The 17,508-nt window shown below is 46.3% G+C and carries 16 protein-coding genes and 1 riboswitch; of the genes, 15 read left to right on the top strand and 1 reads right to left on the bottom strand.

Annotation, left to right across the window (positions count from 1 at the left end):
• Positions 1 to 134 precede the first annotated feature (134 nt).
• From UJ203_RS06940 to sirC, 15 genes are all read left to right on the top strand, one after another.
• Positions 135 to 1,049, top strand: a complete 915-nt coding sequence (locus UJ203_RS06940) for an aspartate carbamoyltransferase catalytic subunit (RefSeq protein ID WP_322009363.1) — start codon at positions 135 to 137, stop codon at positions 1,047 to 1,049.
• Positions 1,033 to 2,319, top strand: coding sequence for a dihydroorotase (locus UJ203_RS06935; RefSeq protein ID WP_101861193.1), 1,287 nt, complete (start codon positions 1,033 to 1,035; stop codon positions 2,317 to 2,319). The genes UJ203_RS06940 and UJ203_RS06935 overlap by 17 nt, the downstream gene beginning before the upstream one ends.
• Positions 2,316 to 3,410, top strand: coding sequence for a carbamoyl phosphate synthase small subunit (locus tag UJ203_RS06930; protein ID WP_322009361.1), 1,095 nt, complete (start codon positions 2,316 to 2,318; stop codon positions 3,408 to 3,410). The genes UJ203_RS06935 and UJ203_RS06930 overlap by 4 nt, the downstream gene beginning before the upstream one ends.
• Positions 3,395 to 6,610 carry a carbamoyl-phosphate synthase (glutamine-hydrolyzing) large subunit gene (gene carB, locus UJ203_RS06925; protein ID WP_322009359.1) on the top strand — a complete coding sequence of 1,072 codons (3,216 nt, stop codon included), beginning with the start codon at positions 3,395 to 3,397 and terminating at the stop codon, positions 6,608 to 6,610. Before UJ203_RS06930 ends, carB begins: the two co-directional genes overlap by 16 nt.
• The gene (gene pyrK, locus UJ203_RS06920) at positions 6,607 to 7,377 is read left to right on the top strand and encodes a dihydroorotate oxidase B electron transfer subunit (RefSeq protein ID WP_322009357.1); all 771 of its coding nucleotides are present in this window, start codon (positions 6,607 to 6,609) and stop codon (positions 7,375 to 7,377) included. Before carB ends, pyrK begins: the two co-directional genes overlap by 4 nt.
• A complete protein-coding gene (locus UJ203_RS06915; protein WP_105954204.1) occupies positions 7,377 to 8,312 on the top strand; it encodes a dihydroorotate dehydrogenase in 936 nt (311 codons plus the stop codon). Before pyrK ends, UJ203_RS06915 begins: the two co-directional genes overlap by 1 nt.
• On the top strand, positions 8,281 to 9,000 hold the full coding sequence (gene pyrF / locus UJ203_RS06910) for an orotidine-5'-phosphate decarboxylase (protein ID WP_322009354.1): 720 nt from the start codon (positions 8,281 to 8,283) through the stop codon (positions 8,998 to 9,000). The genes UJ203_RS06915 and pyrF overlap by 32 nt, the downstream gene beginning before the upstream one ends.
• Positions 8,997 to 9,629 carry an orotate phosphoribosyltransferase gene (gene pyrE / locus UJ203_RS06905; RefSeq protein ID WP_322009352.1) on the top strand — a complete coding sequence of 211 codons (633 nt, stop codon included), beginning with the start codon at positions 8,997 to 8,999 and terminating at the stop codon, positions 9,627 to 9,629. The genes pyrF and pyrE overlap by 4 nt, the downstream gene beginning before the upstream one ends.
• Before the next feature lie 144 nt (positions 9,630 to 9,773).
• Positions 9,774 to 9,879, top strand: a riboswitch (SAM riboswitch).
• Between the two features lie 158 nt (positions 9,880 to 10,037).
• Positions 10,038 to 10,739 carry a phosphoadenylyl-sulfate reductase gene (locus UJ203_RS06900; protein WP_024121347.1) on the top strand — a complete coding sequence of 234 codons (702 nt, stop codon included), beginning with the start codon at positions 10,038 to 10,040 and terminating at the stop codon, positions 10,737 to 10,739.
• A gap of 11 nt (positions 10,740 to 10,750) precedes the next feature.
• On the top strand, positions 10,751 to 11,815 hold the full coding sequence (cysP, locus tag UJ203_RS06895; protein WP_322009349.1) for a sulfate permease: 1,065 nt from the start codon (positions 10,751 to 10,753) through the stop codon (positions 11,813 to 11,815).
• 48 nt (positions 11,816 to 11,863) lie between these two features.
• Positions 11,864 to 13,012 (top strand): sulfate adenylyltransferase, encoded by a 1,149-nt coding sequence (gene sat / locus UJ203_RS06890; protein WP_024121349.1) that lies wholly within the window; start codon positions 11,864 to 11,866, stop codon positions 13,010 to 13,012.
• 12 nt (positions 13,013 to 13,024) lie between these two features.
• The gene (cysC, locus tag UJ203_RS06885) at positions 13,025 to 13,618 is read left to right on the top strand and encodes an adenylyl-sulfate kinase (RefSeq protein ID WP_105991222.1); all 594 of its coding nucleotides are present in this window, start codon (positions 13,025 to 13,027) and stop codon (positions 13,616 to 13,618) included.
• Between the two features lie 100 nt (positions 13,619 to 13,718).
• Positions 13,719 to 14,492 (top strand): uroporphyrinogen-III C-methyltransferase, encoded by a 774-nt coding sequence (gene cobA / locus UJ203_RS06880; protein WP_044155945.1) that lies wholly within the window; start codon positions 13,719 to 13,721, stop codon positions 14,490 to 14,492.
• On the top strand, positions 14,493 to 15,278 hold the full coding sequence (sirB, locus tag UJ203_RS06875; protein WP_322009346.1) for a sirohydrochlorin chelatase: 786 nt from the start codon (positions 14,493 to 14,495) through the stop codon (positions 15,276 to 15,278).
• The gene (gene sirC, locus UJ203_RS06870; protein ID WP_322009491.1) at positions 15,259 to 15,747 is read left to right on the top strand and encodes a precorrin-2 dehydrogenase; all 489 of its coding nucleotides are present in this window, start codon (positions 15,259 to 15,261) and stop codon (positions 15,745 to 15,747) included. The genes sirB and sirC overlap by 20 nt, the downstream gene beginning before the upstream one ends.
• A gap of 38 nt (positions 15,748 to 15,785) precedes the next feature.
• Here sirC and rqcH read toward each other — a convergent pair whose 3' ends face one another.
• Positions 15,786 to 17,498 carry a tRNA modification protein RqcH gene (gene rqcH, locus UJ203_RS06865; RefSeq protein ID WP_044155941.1) on the bottom strand — a complete coding sequence of 571 codons (1,713 nt, stop codon included), beginning with the start codon at positions 17,496 to 17,498 and terminating at the stop codon, positions 15,786 to 15,788.
• Between the last annotated feature and the right edge of the window lie 10 nt (positions 17,499 to 17,508).

Below are 17,508 nucleotides of genomic sequence, written 5' to 3'. Positions count from 1 at the left end.
AGTCCAGAGAGGCTTGGAAGGGTTATAAAGAGAAGAAAGCTTCACGCTGCTCCTCTATTTAACCGTACCCCGAGTCTATCCAAGACCGGGGTTTTTTTCAGCCTTAAACAAGTTGAAATGAGAGGGGAAAGAAAATGAAGCATTTAACGACGATGAGTGAACTCAGCACTGGGGAAATCAAAGATTTGCTTCAAACTGCGCAAGACCTCAAAAACGGAAAAACAGACCATCAGCTGACAGGTAAATTTGCAGCGAATCTGTTTTTTGAACCAAGCACCAGAACACGATTCAGCTTTGAGGTAGCTGAAAAGAAACTGGGCATGAATGTCCTGAATCTCGACGGAACAAGCACTAGCGTACAAAAAGGCGAAACCTTATATGACACAATTCGAACGCTCGAATCAATCGGTGTTGACGCGTGTGTCATCAGACACAGTGAGGATGAGTACTACAAAGAGCTTGTCGGACATGTAAATATCCCGATTCTGAATGCGGGAGACGGGTGCGGCCAGCATCCGACACAATCATTGCTTGATTTAATGACAATCAATGAAGAATTCAGTACGTTCAAAGGCCTTACCGTCTCCATTTACGGCGACATTAAGCACAGCAGAGTCGCGAGGTCTAATGCTGAAGTGTTGACAAGACTCGGTGCCCGCGTTCTGTTTTCCGGTCCGCCGGAATGGCAGGATGAAGAAAATACGTTTGGCGCGTATGTCTCAATGGATGAAGCAGTAGAGACTTCGGATGTTGTCATGCTGCTGCGTATTCAAAATGAAAGACATCAGTCAGCTGTCAGACAGGAAGGCTATTTAAATGAATTCGGCTTGACTGTAGAACGGGCTGAACGTATGAAGCAGCATGCGATTATTATGCACCCCGCGCCTGTGAACAGAGGAGTGGAGATTGATCACAGCTTAGTAGAAAGCGAAAAATCAAGAATCTTCAAACAAATGCAAAATGGCGTATTTATCAGAATGGCAGTGTTACAGCGAGCCTTACAAACCAATGCGAAAAGAGGAGAAGCAGCGTATGTCATATCTCATTAAAAACGGCTGGATACTTAACGAAAATGGTGAAAAAACAGAACAGGATATTCGGGTGACAGGAGAGGTCATCTCAGAAATCGGCAAGCTTGATGCAGCAGATGGAGAAACGGTTATTGACGCGAAAGGATTGCTCGTTTCACCGGGGTTTGTTGACCTCCATGTACACTTTAGAGAGCCTGGCGGAGAGAAAAAAGAAACCATTGAAACCGGCGCAAAAGCAGCGGCGCGCGGCGGTTATACAACAGTAGCAGCCATGCCGAATACACGGCCGGTTCCTGATACGAAGGAGCAGATGGAATGGGTGCAAAACCGCATTAAAGAAACATCATGCGTCAGAGTCCTTCCTTATGCATCTATTACGATCAGACAAATTGGCGATGAGATGACAAACTTTGAAGCATTAAAAGAAGCTGGGGCATTTGCATTTACAGATGACGGCGTCGGTATACAGACAGCAGGAATGATGTATGAAGCAATGAAACGCGCAGCCGCGATTGACAAAGCGATTGTCGCACATTGCGAGGACAACTCCTTAATTTACGGAGGCAGCGTCCATGAGGGGACGTTTTCAAAAGCGAACGGGCTTAACGGCATTCCTTCTGTGTGTGAATCGGTTCATATTGCCCGTGACGTGTTACTGGCTGAGGCGGCAAACTGCCATTACCATGTATGCCATATCAGCACGAAAGAATCTGTGAGAGTCGTGCGTGATGCGAAAAAAGCGGGAATTCGGGTCACAGCAGAAGTTTCACCTCACCATTTACTGCTTTGTGATGAAGACATTCCCGGGCTGGATACAAACTATAAAATGAACCCGCCGCTGCGCGGTGCGGAAGATAGAGAAGCGCTGATTGAAGGACTTTTAGACGGAACGATCGACTTTATAGCAACCGACCACGCGCCGCATACAGAAGAAGAGAAAAACACAGAAATGAAGCTGGCGCCGTTCGGAATTGTCGGTTTGGAAACAGCGTTCCCGCTTCTTTACACACATTTTGTTAAAAACGGCAGCTGGACGCTGAAACAGCTGATTGATTATATGACAATCAAGCCTTGCGAAGCGTTTGGTCTCCCATATGGAACACTGAAAACGGGACAAGCAGCTGACATCACATTAATCGATTTGGAAAGAGAAGCAGTTATAGATAAAGAAACATTCTTATCTAAAGGTAAAAACACACCATTTAACGGCCTTAACTGCAGCGGCTGGCCAGTCGCTACAATTGCAGCAGGAACGCTTGCTTATGAAGAAGGGAGACTTGTGAAATGAAAAGACGATTAGTACTGGAAAACGGAGCGATATTTGAGGGGAAAGCCTTCGGGAGCTTGGAGCACAGCATGGGAGAAGTCGTTTTCAATACCGGTATGACTGGTTATCAGGAAATTTTGTCAGACCCTTCTTATTGCGGGCAGATCGTTACGTTAACATATCCGCTTATCGGAAATTACGGCATTAACCGTGATGACTTTGAATCCATTACGCCTTTTGTTAAAGGATTGATTGTAAAAGAATTATGTGAACTGCCTTCCAATTGGCGTTCAGCTTACACATTGGATGAGTATTTAAAAATGAAAAACATTCCGGGACTGCAAGGAATTGATACAAGAAAGCTGACGAGAATGATCCGCACGGCAGGCGCGCTAAAAGGAACGTTTGCCTCACCTGATGAAGATATCGAAGCAGTACTGAAAAGACTGAACGAAACTGAACTGCCGAGAAATCAAGTATCCCAAGTGTCAGCCAAAACAGCATATCCTAGTCCGGGAAGAGGCAAACGCATTGTCTTGGTGGACTTTGGCATGAAGCACGGCATTTTAAGAGAGCTGAACAAACGGAAATGTGACGTCATCGTTGTGCCTTACAATGTAACAGCAGAAGAAGTCCTTCAGCTGAAGCCAGACGGCATCATGCTTTCTAACGGACCTGGTGACCCGAAAGATGTACCTGAAGCAATTGAAATGATAAAAGGTGTTCTTGGAAAAGTGCCATTATTCGGAATTTGTCTCGGCCACCAGTTATTTGCACTGGCGTGCGGAGCCGATACTGAAAAAATGAAATTCGGTCACAGGGGCTCTAACCATCCGGTAAAAGAGCTTGCAACCGGAAAAGTTGCCTTAACATCCCAAAACCATGGCTATACAGTTTCATCTATCAATGAAACAGAGCTTGAAGTCACACACATCGCGATAAACGACGATACGATTGAAGGGCTGAAACACAAAACACTGCCTGCATTTACGGTTCAATATCATCCGGAAGCATCACCCGGTCCTGAGGACGCTAATCATCTATTTGACAGATTTATCGAAATGATCGAAACAACAGAGAAAGAAGGGGAAGCGGTATGCCAAAACGCGTAGACATTAACAAAATTTTAGTAATTGGGTCAGGACCAATTATCATCGGTCAGGCAGCTGAATTTGATTATGCGGGAACTCAAGCCTGCCTTGCATTAAAAGAAGAAGGCTATGAGGTTATTCTTGTCAACTCAAACCCGGCGACGATCATGACCGATACAGAAATGGCTGACCGGGTTTACATCGAACCGCTGACATCTGAATTTCTGACACGGATCATCAGAAAAGAGCGTCCTGACGCCATTCTTCCTACACTCGGCGGGCAAACAGGCTTGAATCTTGCGGTTGAGCTTTCTGAGCAAGGCGTGCTGGAGGAGTGCGGCGTTGAGGTGCTCGGCACAAAGCTGACTGCAATCCAGCAAGCTGAGGACCGTGACTTGTTCAGAACATTAATGAATGAGCTGAATGAACCCGTCCCTGAAAGTGAGATCATTCACTCGCTAGAAGAAGCCGAGAATTTCGTCAGCCAAATCGGATTTCCTGTCATTGTCCGCCCTGCATATACATTAGGCGGCACAGGCGGAGGGATTTGCTCCACTGAAGCCGAGCTGAAAGAAATTGTTGAAAACGGCTTAAAATTAAGCCCGGTTCACCAATGTTTGCTTGAAAAAAGCATTGCCGGCTACAAAGAAATCGAATACGAAGTCATGAGAGACAGCCAAGATCATGCGATTGTCGTTTGTAATATGGAGAATATTGATCCGGTCGGAATCCATACAGGAGACAGTATTGTCGTCGCACCGAGCCAAACGCTCAGCGACCGGGAATATCAGCTCCTGCGGAATGTATCTTTAAAACTGATCCGTGCGCTTGGAATTGAAGGCGGATGTAACGTACAGCTCGCTTTAGATCCAGACAGCTTCCAATACTACATCATTGAAGTGAACCCGCGTGTCAGCCGTTCATCTGCCCTTGCATCAAAAGCGACAGGCTATCCGATCGCAAAGCTCGCAGCTAAAATCGCCGTCGGCCTTTCATTAGACGAGATGATGAATCCGGTGACAGGTAAGACATACGCAGCGTTTGAACCAGCGCTGGACTATGTCGTATCTAAAATACCGCGCTGGCCATTTGATAAGTTTGAATCAGCAAACAGAAGGCTCGGCACTCAGATGAAAGCGACGGGAGAGGTAATGGCGATTGGCCGCACGCTTGAAGAATCGCTGCTGAAAGCTGTGCGTTCACTGGAAGCTGATGTGTATCATCTTGAATTAAAAGATGCCGCTGATATTTCAGATGAGCTTCTCGAGAAGCGGATTAAAAAAGCCGGAGACGAGCGGTTATTCTACCTGGCTGAAGCGTACAGAAGGGGCTACACAGTTGAGCAGCTTCATGAATTCTCTGCCATCGACCTCTTTTTCCTGCATAAGCTGTTCGGAATCGTTCAGTTTGAAAAAGAGCTGAAAGCAAATGCGGGCGATGCAGATGTGCTGAGACAGGCAAAAGAACTCGGATTTTCTGATAAGTACATCAGCCGCGAGTGGAAAATGAAAGAATCTGAGCTTTACAGCATGAGAAAACAAGCGGGAATCGCACCGGTATTTAAAATGGTGGATACGTGCGCGGCGGAATTCGAATCAGAAACGCCATACTTCTACAGCACATATGAAGAAGAAAATGAATCTGTTGTTACAGATAAGAAAAGCGTGATCGTACTTGGCTCCGGCCCGATTCGAATCGGCCAGGGGGTTGAATTTGACTACGCTACAGTTCACTCCGTATGGGCAATTAAACAAGCAGGCTATGAGGCAATTATCGTCAATAATAACCCGGAAACCGTGTCTACCGATTTCAGTATCTCAGACAAGCTGTACTTTGAACCGCTTACGATCGAAGATGTCATGCATATCATTGACCTCGAACAGCCGATGGGCGTTGTCGTGCAATTTGGCGGACAAACTGCAATCAACCTTGCTGACGAACTTTCTGCACGCGGAGTCAAAATCCTTGGAACGTCACTAGAAGATTTAGACCGTGCGGAAGACCGGGATAAGTTTGAACAGGCGCTGGAAGAACTTCAAGTGCCGCAGCCGCTTGGCAAAACTGCGACATCGGTTGATCAGGCGGTAAACATCGCAAGCAACATCGGCTATCCGGTACTGGTGCGCCCTTCATATGTGCTTGGCGGACGGGCGATGGAAATTGTCTATCATGAGGAAGAGCTGCTCCATTACATGAAAAACGCAGTCAAAATCAATCCGCAGCATCCAGTCTTAATTGACAGATATCTGACTGGGAAAGAAATCGAAGTGGATGCGGTGTCTGACGGCCAAACCGTTGTCATTCCGGGAATCATGGAGCACATTGAGCGTGCGGGCGTGCACTCCGGAGACTCCATCGCGGTCTATCCGCCGCAGTCTCTGACGGAAGACATTAAGAAAAAAATTGAACAATATACGATCGCACTTGCGAAAGGGCTGAACATTGTCGGCTTGCTAAACATTCAATTCGTCCTGTCAAAAGGTGAAGTATACGTGCTTGAAGTCAATCCGAGATCAAGCAGAACGGTGCCGTTCTTAAGCAAGATCACGGGCATCCCGATGGCGAACCTCGCGACAAAAGTCATTCTGGGGCAAAAGCTGGCTGAGTTTGGCTACAATGAAGGCCTGCAGCCTGAACAGCAGGGCGTATTTGTAAAAGCGCCGGTCTTCTCCTTCGCGAAGCTGAGAAGAGTGGACATTACGTTAGGGCCTGAAATGAAATCAACAGGAGAGGTCATGGGCAAAGATTCCACTCTTGAAAAGGCCCTCTATAAAGCGCTGATAGCTTCAGGCATTCAAATTCCTAACTACGGTTCCGTGCTTTTAACAGTGGCTGATAAGGACAAAGAAGAAGGGCTTGCCATCGCTAAACGATTCCATGCAATCGGGTATAACATTTTAGCGACCGAAGGAACGGCGGGGTATCTCAAGGAAGCGTCAATTCCAGCGAAGGTCGTCGGAAAAATCGGCCAGGACGGCCCGAACTTGCTTGATGTGATCAGAAACGGAGAAGCCCAGTTTGTCATCAATACGCTGACAAAAGGAAAGCAGCCGGCAAGAGACGGATTTAGAATCAGACGTGAATCAGTAGAAAACGGTGTTGCCTGCTTAACATCTTTAGATACGGCAGAAGCCATTTTGCGGGTGCTGGAAAGCATGACGTTTCGTGCCGATCAAATGCCGGCAATCAACACAAATCAGGAGGCGGCAATCACTATATGAAAAAAGCGTATTTGACGGTGTGTGCTAACCAGCAAATTGCAGACCGGGTGTATCAAATGGTTCTAAAAGGGGAGCTTGTCCAAGGGTTTGCTGTCCCGGGACAGTTCCTTCACCTGAAAGTGAGCGAAGCGGTTACGCCTCTTTTGCGAAGACCAATCAGCATTGCTGATGTTAACTTTGAAAAAAATGAAGTCACCATGATTTATCGAGTAGATGGGGAAGGAACAAGACTCTTGTCGCTGAAGCAGAAGGGAGATCTCGTGGATGTCCTCGGGCCTTTGGGCAATGGCTTTCCAGTAGATGAAGTCCAACCCGGAAAGACGGCTTTGCTGGTGGGAGGCGGTGTAGGAGTGCCGCCTCTCCAAGAACTGTCGAAACGTTTAAAGGAAAAAGGCGTAAAGGTCATACACGTATTAGGATTCCAATCGGCAAAGGATGTTTTCTACGAAAAAGAATGCCGACAGTACGGCGACACATATGTAGCAACAGCTGACGGAAGCTACGGGGAAACCGGGTTTGTCACAGATGTCATCAAACAGAAAAATCTTGAATTTGACATTCTCCTCAGCTGCGGGCCGACACCGATGCTAAAGGCGCTCAAACAAGAATACGCCCACAAAGAGGTTTACATTTCCATGGAAGAACGAATGGGCTGCGGTATTGGTGCATGCTTCGCCTGTGTGTGCCATACAAACGAAAGTGAGACATCCTATGTAAAGGTATGTCTTGACGGACCTGTATTTAAAGCTCAGGAGGTGGCGCTGTAATGCTAGAGGTGAAATTGCCGGGTCTGGATTTGAAAAATCCGATCATTCCCGCATCAGGCTGCTTCGGTTTTGGAAAAGAGTTTGCGCGTTTTTATGATTTGTCTTGTCTCGGAGCAATCATGATCAAAGCTACGACAAAGGAGCCCCGCTTCGGGAATCCGACGCCTAGGGTAGCTGAGACTGGCGCTGGAATGCTCAATGCGATCGGTCTGCAAAATCCAGGGCTGGAAAGCGTCTTAGAAAATGAGCTGCCATGGCTTGAGCAATTTGATACGCCTATTATTGCCAATGTCGCCGGCTCACAAGTCGAGGATTATGTTGAAGTCGCAAAACTTATCAGCAAAGCGCCTAATGTCCATGCGCTTGAATTGAACATTTCCTGTCCGAACGTCAAAACAGGCGGAATTGCTTTTGGAACAAATCCTGCCATGGCTGCTGATTTGACGAAGGCTGTTAAAAAAGTGTCAGATGTGCCTGTATATGTGAAGCTTTCTCCGAATGTGGCAAACATCACAGAAATTGCGGTAGCGATCGAAGAGGCGGGTGCGGATGGTCTAACGATGATCAACACATTAATCGGCATGAGGCTCGATTTAAAATCAGGCAAGCCAATATTAGCCAATAAAACTGGAGGGCTTTCGGGTCCTGCTGTAAAGCCTGTTGCCATCCGCATGGTGTATGAGGTCAGCCAGGCTGTCAGCATCCCGGTTATCGGGATGGGAGGCGTTCAGACGGCCGAAGACGCATTGGAATTTCTTCTGGCTGGAGCAAGTGCGGTCGCTGTCGGAACAGCAAACTTCGTGAATCCTTTCGCATGCCCTGACATCATTGAGCAGCTCCCAGCTGTTTTACGCCAATACGGCTATGAATCTGTTGAAGAATGCATCGGAAGGAGCTGGAATCATGAAAAACAACCTGCCCATCATCGCGCTTGATTTTGCATCAGCTGAAGAAACACTGTCATTTTTAGCGCCTTTTCACAAGGAACCGTTATTTGTGAAGGTTGGAATGGAGCTTTTTTATCAAGAAGGCCCGGCTATCATTGCACAATTAAAAGAAAGAAACTGTGAGATCTTTTTAGATTTAAAGCTCCATGACATTCCGACCACGGTGAATAAAGCAATGAAGCGTCTTGCCTGCCTTGGAGTCGATCTCGTCAATGTTCACGCAGCCGGAGGCAAAAAAATGATGGAAGCAGCCCTGGAAGGCTTAGAGGAAGGCACGCCGGCAGGAAAACAACGTCCGTCACTTATTGCGGTAACCCAGCTGACAAGCACTTCTGAACAAATGGTGAAGGATGAGCTGCTGATCAGAAAGCCTCTCATCGACACGGTTGTGCACTACAGCAAACTGGCGGAGAATAGCGGACTTGATGGAGTGGTGTGCTCTGTTCATGAAGCAAAAGCCATTTACGAAGCAGTGTCGTCGTCGTTTTTGACGGTGACCCCGGGTATCCGTATGTCTGCAGACACTGCGAATGATCAAGTCCGCGTCGCAACGCCTTCTATAGCAAGAGAAAAAGGGTCATCAGCAATTGTTGTGGGACGATCTATTACAAAAGCTGCAAATCCGCTAAAAGCCTATGAAGCTGTCAAACTCGAATGGGAGGGAATCAAACAATGAAACAAATCATCGCAAAACATCTATTAGACATTCAAGCTGTATTTTTACGCCCGAATGAGCCGTTTACATGGGCGAGCGGCATCTTATCCCCAATTTACTGTGACAATCGCCTTACCCTTTCTTTCCCAGAGGTAAGAAATGATGTTGCTGCAGGCATCAGCAAGCTTATCCAAGAGCATTTCCCGAAAGCTGAAATGATCGCAGGAACAGCGACAGCAGGTATCCCTCATTCGGCATTGGCGGCTGACCGTTTGAACCTGCCGATGTGTTATGTGAGAAGCAAACCGAAAGCACATGGAAAAGGCAATCAAATTGAGGGTGCAGTTCAAAAAGGCCAAAAAACAGTGGTCATAGAAGATTTAATTTCCACAGGGGGCAGCGTACTCGAAGCTGCAGCAGCTCTGAATGCCGCTGGCTGTGAAGTGCTTGGTGTGGTATCAATCTTTACGTATGGACTTCCTAAAGCACAAGAAGCGTTTGCTGAGGCTGATCTTCCATACTACTCGTTAACTGATTATGACACACTGACAGAGGTTGCACTTGAGAATGGAAATATTCATTCAGATGACCTGAAAAAGCTGCAAACATGGAAAACTAATCCCGAGTCAAAAGATTGGTTTAAAAATTAAAAAATAAATTTCAGTATTGTGAAGGGCTTTAATGCCTTGCCACGATTGAAAACAGGCCCTTGGGTCTGTTTTTTTATTAATCCTATAAAAAAACTCGGGTTGACTTATGTTAGAATTGTGCTAAAATTTACTACAAATCTGAAAAACTTATCAAGAGCGGCTGAGGGACTGGTCCTATGAAGCCCGGCAACCTGCACAATGTGTAAGGTGCTACTTCCAGCAAAATGTATTCCATTTTGAAAGATAAGGGCTACATGCAGTTCCTGTCTTTCTTTCCGCCGGATTGAAAGTTTTTTATTTTAAGAGGGGCTGTTTACGGAGATAACAGCAGCCGCATCACATTACAATTGGGAAAGACAACCGGCAGAAAGCTACTGTTTGTTTGTCTCCGAAAGGAGGAAAGAAGAAATGTTAACGTACGATAATTGGGAAGAACCAACGATTACATTTCCGGAGGACGATCCTTATAAAGGGGCGCTGTCAGTTTTAAAATGGGCTTACGGCCATTACGGCAATCAGCTTGTTTATGCCTGCAGTTTCGGAATTGAAGGAATCGTTCTGATTGACTTAATCTATAAAGTGAAAAAAGACGCAGAGATTGTATTTCTCGATACAGGGCTTCATTTTAAAGAAACCTATGAAACGATAGAACGTGTGAAAGAGCGCTATCCCGGCCTTAATATCATCCTGAAGAAACCGAACCTTACTCTTGAGGAACAGGCGGAAGAACATGGTGATAAACTGTGGGAAAGAGAGCCGAACCAATGCTGCTATCTCAGAAAGATCGTTCCTTTAAGAGAGGCGCTTTCCGGCCACCCGGCATGGCTTTCCGGCCTGCGCCGCGATCAAGGGCCAAGCCGTGCCAATACGAATTTCTTAAACAAAGATGAGAAATTCAAATCAGTAAAAGTTTGCCCGCTTATCCATTGGACTTGGAAAGACATCTGGAGATACACCTCTCGGAATGAGCTGGACTACAATCCGCTCCACGATCAAGGGTATCCAAGTATCGGCTGCGCGCCTTGTACGTCACCTGCATTTACCGCAGAGGACCTGCGCTCAGGCAGATGGAACGGTATGGCGAAAACAGAATGTGGACTGCATGAATAAGGAGCTGCAAAATGGAATTAGCCGCTATTTTATTTAGCTTGTTTTTCGCAGTGAATATTGGCGCAAGCGGCGCTGCAGCTTCAATGGGAGTTGCTTACGGCTCTGGGGCTATCAAAAAGAAAACCTACGCTTTGATCATATGTGCTGTTGGTGTTCTGGCCGGGGCTGTCATTGGCGGGGGCGAAGTTGTGAAAACCATCAGCTCTGGGATTATCCCGGAACAGACGATCACGCTGACGATTGTTTGCATCATTATCGGGGCTGCTGCACTGTCGCTTTTTACAGCTAATCTGCTCGGCATTCCTTTATCGACAAGTGAAGTCACGGTCGGGGCGGTTGTAGGTGTGGGCGTTGCGTACAAAGTATTGTTTGTAAACAATCTTCTGATTATTGTTTCATTTTGGATTTTCGTTCCGCTGTTCGCTTTTGGTTTTACATTTTTTGTAGCAAAGCTGTTTCGTTATTTTAAAATCGAAATTACGTCTTCCCGTAAACAAAACATCCTTGGCATCCTTTTGCTATGCGCTGGTTTTTTTGAAGCATTCTCTGCGGGCATGAACAATGTAGCGAATGCTGTTGGCCCGTTAGTGGCTGCCGGCGTACTAAATGTAGCGAAAGGAACCCTGTATGGGGGAGTTTTTGTAGCCCTGGGCGCACTGATCTTAGGCCGCAGGGTGTTAGAAACAAACGGGAAGAAAATCACGCGGTTTTCAAAAGGGGAAGGCATTCTCCTATCCGGAACAGGAGCAGGGCTGGTGATCATCAGTTCTATATTTGGAATGCCGGTGCCCTTGGCCCAAGTAACGTCATCGTCTATTATCGGAATAGGCATGGCGAAAAACGGCCCAAACGTATTTCATAAACAGGTCGTTCAAACGATGCTGAAAGTATGGATCGTGTCGCCGTTTTTATCTTTATCCATCTCCTATCTGCTTGTATCTATGTTTTTAAAGGCGGATTATTATTCAATCTTTATCATGGTAAGTGTGCTTTTAGCGGCAGGCGGTGCCGTCAGCCTGACAAAAGCCATTCGTAAAGAGAGACGCTCTGTCCACGATCAAGGCGGGGGAATTTAACTATTAATCTGAGTTATTTTATCTGTTAACTAGGAGGAAATGAATATTATGAGCTTAGCACCACATGGAGGAAAACTGGTAAACCGAGTAAATGAGTCATATGAGGTAAGCGGCATTCAGAAAGAAATTGAACTTGATTTGATTTCTTTTGCCGACCTGGAATTGATCGGAATCGGCGGATACAGCCCGATCGAAGGCTTCTTAAATGAGAAAGATTACGTATCTGTTGTTGAAAACATGCGTCTTGCTTCCGGTGTTGTATGGTCTATTCCGATCACGCTGCCGGTAGATGCACAAAAAGCAGCCGAACTGTCAGTCGGCGAAACAGTAAAATTAACGTATGACGGAGAAACATACGGCGTTATCCAAATCGAAGACTTATACGTGCCTGACAAACAAAAAGAAGCTGTTAACGTGTATAAAACGGATGATCAGGCTCATCCGGGTGTAAAAAAACTGTTCAGCCGCGGTGATACATATGTCGGCGGTCCGATCACACTGATTAAAAAAGCTTCCAAACAATTCCCTGAGTTTACATTTGAACCGACGGAAACAAGACGCCAGTTTGCAGAAAAAGGCTGGGAAACAATTGTCGGTTTCCAAACGAGAAATCCTGTTCACAGAGCGCATGAATATATTCAAAAAACGGCTCTTGAGACAGTGGACGGTTTGTTTTTAAACCCGCTTGTCGGCGAAACAAAATCTGATGACATCCCCGCTGATGTCCGGATGGAAAGCTATCAAGTGCTTCTTGACAACTATTACCCGAAAGACCGTGTCTTCCTTGGCGTTTTCTTGGCTGCAATGCGTTATGCCGGTCCGAGAGAAGCGATTTTCCATGCGCTTGTCAGAAAAAACTACGGCTGCACGCATTTCATTGTCGGCCGCGATCACGCCGGTGTCGGTGATTATTACGGCACGTACGAAGCCCAGGAGCTGTTTGACACATTTAAACCTGAAGAACTCGGCATTACACCGCTGAAATTCGAGCACAGCTTCTTCTGCGAAAAATGCGGAAATATGGGAACGGCAAAAACATGCCCGCACGGCCGAGAGCACCACGTGATTTTATCAGGCACCAAGGTGAGAGGGATGCTGAGAGACGGTGTACTGCCGCCTGCAGAATTCAGCCGCGCAGAAGTTGTAGAGGTGTTAATCAAAGGCATGAAGAAAAAAGAAGAAGCAGGCGTTTCTTAAGGGGGACTGGCAGTGACAAATCGCGATATCGTATGGCATGAAGCCTCTATTACAAAAGAAGAGTATCAGCAAAAAAACAAGCATAAAAGCTCCATTCTCTGGCTGACGGGCCTAAGCGGCTCAGGCAAATCAACCATTGCCAATGCGGCTGCGAGAGAACTTTTTGAGCAAGGCTTCCAAGTTATTGTGCTGGATGGTGACAACATTCGCCACGGTTTAAATAAAGATCTCGGCTTTTCTGATGAAGACCGAAAAGAAAACATCCGCCGAATCGGAGAGGTAGCGAAACTTTTTGTGCAGCAGGGCACCATTGTCATGACTGCTTTTATCTCTCCTTTCCGTGAGGACAGAGACCAGGTCCGCCAGCTTGTGGAAGCAGGCGAATTTAACGAAGTTTATATTAAATGCGACCTCGATATTTGTGAACAAAGAGATCCAAAAGGGCTCTACAAAAAAGCAAGAAACGGGGAAATTCCGTTCTTCACAGGCATTGATTCTCCTTATGAAGAGCCGGAAGCTCCTGAGCTCGTCCTTGACTCAGGACAATATGATCGTGAAGAGTGCAAAAATCAGCTGATCGAGTTTGTAAAGCAGCAAATGAGCTAAACGCCGCTCAGCTGTATTCTTCTCAGATGCCGAAAATGCAAACAAGAACAACATCACAGCGAACGTTCTGGAAGAACTCGAATAGATCGGGGGAAAGACGATGGGGAAAGTATATATTGTAGGAGCGGGTCCCGGAGATCCTGATCTGCTGACAATTAAAGCGCTGAAAGCCATTGAAAAAGCTGATGTAATCCTATATGACAGATTAGTAAATAAAGAGATTTTGCAATATGCCAAGGAGCAGGCGGACCTGATCTACTGCGGGAAGCTTCCAGATTTTCATACAATGAAGCAGGAAACCATCAATCGGTTTCTTGTGAAGTATGCGCAAAAAGGGAAAACCGTTGTCAGATTGAAAGGCGGAGACCCATTTGTGTTCGGCAGAGGAGGGGAAGAAGCGGAATGCCTTTCTGAAAATGGCATTCCGTTTGAAATTGTCCCCGGTATCACATCGGGAATCGCGGCGGCTGCTTATGCCGGGATTCCTGTCACTCATCGGGACGCGGGCTCTAACGTGGCTTTTGTAACAGGGCATTATAAAAAAGAAGAGGATTTTGAGGAAAAGTGGAAAGCGCTGGCCACAGGGATTGATACACTTGTCATTTATATGGGCATTAAAAATGTACAGCAGATCGAAAAAAAACTCCTGGAAAACGGCCGGGACGGTTCTACGCCGGCAGCGTTTATTCATTGGGGAACAACGGACAAGCAAAAATCTGTTTTTTGTACAGTTGACACCCTTTCAGAAACGGTGAAAAAAGAAGACATTAAAAATCCGAGTTTAATTGTTGTTGGAAATGTTGTAAATTATCACTATAAGCTGGAATGGTTTGAATCTGAGCTGAAAAAACAAGATTTAAGCGAGGCGTTGTAAATGAAACAAGCGATTTTATATGTCGGCCACGGCAGCCGGGTAAAAAAGGCGCAGCAAGAGGCCGCTGCATTTTTGGAAGGATGCAAAGCGCACATCTCTGCGCCTGTTCAGGAAATCAGTTTTTTAGAGCTGCAGGAGCCGGCAATTGAGACAGGGTTTGAAGCATGTGTGAAGCAAGGCGCCACTCATATCGCAGTGGTGCCTCTGCTTCTTTTAACGGCTGCGCATGCAAAACATGATATTCCGGAAGAAATTGCCCGTGCCGCGTCCCGGTATCCTTCAATCCATATCTCATACGGAAGTCCGATTGGGATTGACGAAGAAGTTGTCAAAGCTGTCTATCATCGTGTTAAAGACATAGGCGTTCCGTACGAAAACGCCAGGGTTGTGCTCATCGGCAGGGGAAGCTCAGACCCAGATGTAAAAAGAGACGTTACCGGCATTGCTGGATTGCTCCAAAACATCATGCCCGTCAAGGAAGTGACTCCATGTTTTATGACAGCATGCGGTCCCAATTACAAAGAGGTTTTTTCTGAGCTTAAAAAAGATGACGGCGTGACGACCTTTATTGTTCCGTATTTGCTGTTTACCGGGATGCTGATGAATGAGATTGAACGTGAGGTCCAGAAACTGAAGGCCAAAAATCCAAATGTCTACCTCTCTTCCTATATCGGTTTCCACCCGCATGTGAAAAAGGCATTTTTAAATCGTGTGAAAGAAACTGCTGACAACCATGAGGGGCAATTTGATTTTGACGGAGGCTCATATGCTCCCGCTTCACATTAGTTTGCAGAAGAAAAAGGTTGTGATCGCAGGGGGCGGCAGTATTGCGCTCAGAAGGTTAAAAACGGTGCTTTCTGAGGGAGCGGATATTACGCTTGTCAGTCCGGTTGCGGAACCGGAAATCAGGCAGATGGCAGACAATCGCCAAATCAAGTGGCTGAGCCGGAAGATTGAGAAAGAGGATTATCTCGACGCTTTTTTGATTATTGCCGCGACGGATGACGCCGCTGTGAATAAAGAGATCGCTCAAAATGCATCGCCTTCCCAGCTTGTCAACTGTGCCAGTGACGCTGAGCTGGGCAATGTGTACATGCCGAAAATCGTAAAAAGAGGGCATGTTACGGTTTCTGTTTCGACAAACGGAGCCAGTCCAAAGCATACGAAGGAACTTGCTGAAAAAGTAGACGTGCTCATTGACGGCGACTTTGTCAGCGAAGTAGACCGGTTTTATCAGATCAGAAGAGATAAATAAGCCAGAGCAGTTGCTGCTCTGGCTTTTCTTTATAGGAATCAGCTTTTTTTCAGCCTGATGACAGTATCCGCATCAGGCGTGACAAAGACGGTATGCTGGCTGTCATAAGTCACGAATCCGGGCTTTGCGCCGTTCGGCTTTTTGACGTGCCTGATTTTTGTATAATCAACAGGCACAGAACTTGAATCTTTTGCTTTTGAAAAATAAGCTGCAATTGTGGCGGCTTCAATAATTGTTTGTTCATCCGGCTCGCTGCTTCTGATGACAACATGGGAGCCCGGGATATCCTTCGTGTGAAGCCATATGTCGTCTCTGGCAGCTGCTTTGGTCGTTAAATACTCGTTTTGACGGTTGTTTTTGCCGACTAAAATAGTGTGACCGGAAGAGGATTCGTATGTTTCTAAAACAGGGTTGTTCTGTTTTTGTTTTTTCTGCCCTTTTTGCTGCTTAGGACGTAAATATTTCCCCTCCACAAGTTCTTCTCTGATTTCACTGATATCACGCGGAGAAGCGGAAGACAGCTGCTGGATCAACTGGTCGAAGTATTCAATTTCTTGCTGAGCCAGCCTGATTTGTTCTTCGACAACGGCAACTGAGTTTTTCGCCTTCTGATATTTAGTGAAATAGGCCTGTGCATTCTCTGAAGGCGTCTTGTTCGGATTCAGCGGGATGGCGATTGTCGGATTTTCCTCATCATAGTAGTTGATGACTTCAGCCTGCTTGTCGCCTTTTTTCATCATATATAAATTTGCGGTCAGCAGCTCCCCGTAAAGCTGGAATTCCTTAGCGTTTTCCGAATACTCCAGTGTTTTTTCCAATTTTTTGATTTTGTTGGCGTTCTTTTTCCGCTCATTCACAACAAACCGCTCAAGATCCTGAGCCTGCTGTTTAACCCGGTCCCGCTCAGCTTTTCCGAAATAAAAACGGTCCAGCAGCTCACTTAATGAATCGAAGCGGCGTGCTTCTCCTTTAAGGTGAGTCAGCTCCAGCAGATAAAAATATTCCTTCCCGTTAACGGTCGTAATGTTAGGGTTGAAACGGTGCTCCCTTACCTCTGCAAAGAGCTCCAGCAACGCTTTTGGCAGTGTCACTTTGTTGGCAAGGCCCGCTCTGTGGACAGCTTCTTTTGCGAAGAGCGGAGAAACACCGGAAAAATGGTCAACAATTTGTTTATCTAGCCGTCCTTCTTGAAAACTGAGATGACGCAACATGTCATCTTCAGTCGCTTCTAGCGGTGAGATTTTGTCCTGGGCCGGCGGAAGTTTATAATCGTAGCCCGGCAGTACGGTGCGATAGCTGTTCATTGACGGCGATAAATGCTTTAGCCCGTCGATGATCGCATTTTCCTCTCCGTCCGTCAGAATGATATTGCTGTGGCGGCCCATAATTTCGACATAAAGCTTTCGATGCGTTTCATCGCCGATTTCATTACGGCTTTTAATATGAAAAATCATAATGCGGTCAAGGCCCGCCTGTTCAATTTTTTCAATAAATCCGCCTTCAATATGCTTTCTTAGCAGCATGCAAAACATCGGCGGTTCACTCGGGTTTTCATACGTTTGTGCCGTGATATGCACCCGTGAATAGCTTGGGTGTGCCGATAATAAAAGCTTTTGGTTTTTTCCATTGGCGCGGATGTGAAAAATCACATCGTGCTTATAAGGCTGATGGACTTTCGTGATCCGTCCGCCCATTATTCGCTCGTTCAGTTCGTGTGTCATTCCGTATGTAAACATGCCATCAAACGACATATATAATACA

The sequence above is a fragment of the Bacillus sp. V26 genome (assembly GCF_034296245.1).
GTDB lineage: Bacteria > Bacillota > Bacilli > Bacillales > Bacillaceae > Bacillus > Bacillus halotolerans.
The sequence above is the reverse complement of the archived record's forward strand: the minus strand, read 5'-3'. Positions and strand labels throughout refer to the sequence as shown.

Coding starts and splice junctions, on each gene's coding strand:
- UJ203_RS06940 (WP_322009363.1), top strand. CDS start 135: ATGAAGCATTTAACGACGATGAGTGAACTCAGCACTGGGGAAATCAAA.
- UJ203_RS06935 (WP_101861193.1), top strand. CDS start 1,033: ATGTCATATCTCATTAAAAACGGCTGGATACTTAACGAAAATGGTGAA.
- UJ203_RS06930 (WP_322009361.1), top strand. CDS start 2,316: ATGAAAAGACGATTAGTACTGGAAAACGGAGCGATATTTGAGGGGAAA.
- carB (WP_322009359.1), top strand. CDS start 3,395: ATGCCAAAACGCGTAGACATTAACAAAATTTTAGTAATTGGGTCAGGA.
- pyrK (WP_322009357.1), top strand. CDS start 6,607: ATGAAAAAAGCGTATTTGACGGTGTGTGCTAACCAGCAAATTGCAGAC.
- UJ203_RS06915 (WP_105954204.1), top strand. CDS start 7,377: ATGCTAGAGGTGAAATTGCCGGGTCTGGATTTGAAAAATCCGATCATT.
- pyrF (WP_322009354.1), top strand. CDS start 8,281: ATGAAAAACAACCTGCCCATCATCGCGCTTGATTTTGCATCAGCTGAA.
- pyrE (WP_322009352.1), top strand. CDS start 8,997: ATGAAACAAATCATCGCAAAACATCTATTAGACATTCAAGCTGTATTT.
- UJ203_RS06900 (WP_024121347.1), top strand. CDS start 10,038: ATGTTAACGTACGATAATTGGGAAGAACCAACGATTACATTTCCGGAG.
- cysP (WP_322009349.1), top strand. CDS start 10,751: ATGGAATTAGCCGCTATTTTATTTAGCTTGTTTTTCGCAGTGAATATT.
- sat (WP_024121349.1), top strand. CDS start 11,864: ATGAGCTTAGCACCACATGGAGGAAAACTGGTAAACCGAGTAAATGAG.
- cobA (WP_044155945.1), top strand. CDS start 13,719: ATGGGGAAAGTATATATTGTAGGAGCGGGTCCCGGAGATCCTGATCTG.
- sirB (WP_322009346.1), top strand. CDS start 14,493: ATGAAACAAGCGATTTTATATGTCGGCCACGGCAGCCGGGTAAAAAAG.
- sirC (WP_322009491.1), top strand. CDS start 15,259: ATGCTCCCGCTTCACATTAGTTTGCAGAAGAAAAAGGTTGTGATCGCA.
- rqcH (WP_044155941.1), bottom strand. CDS start 17,498: ATGTCGTTTGATGGCATGTTTACATACGGAATGACACACGAACTGAAC.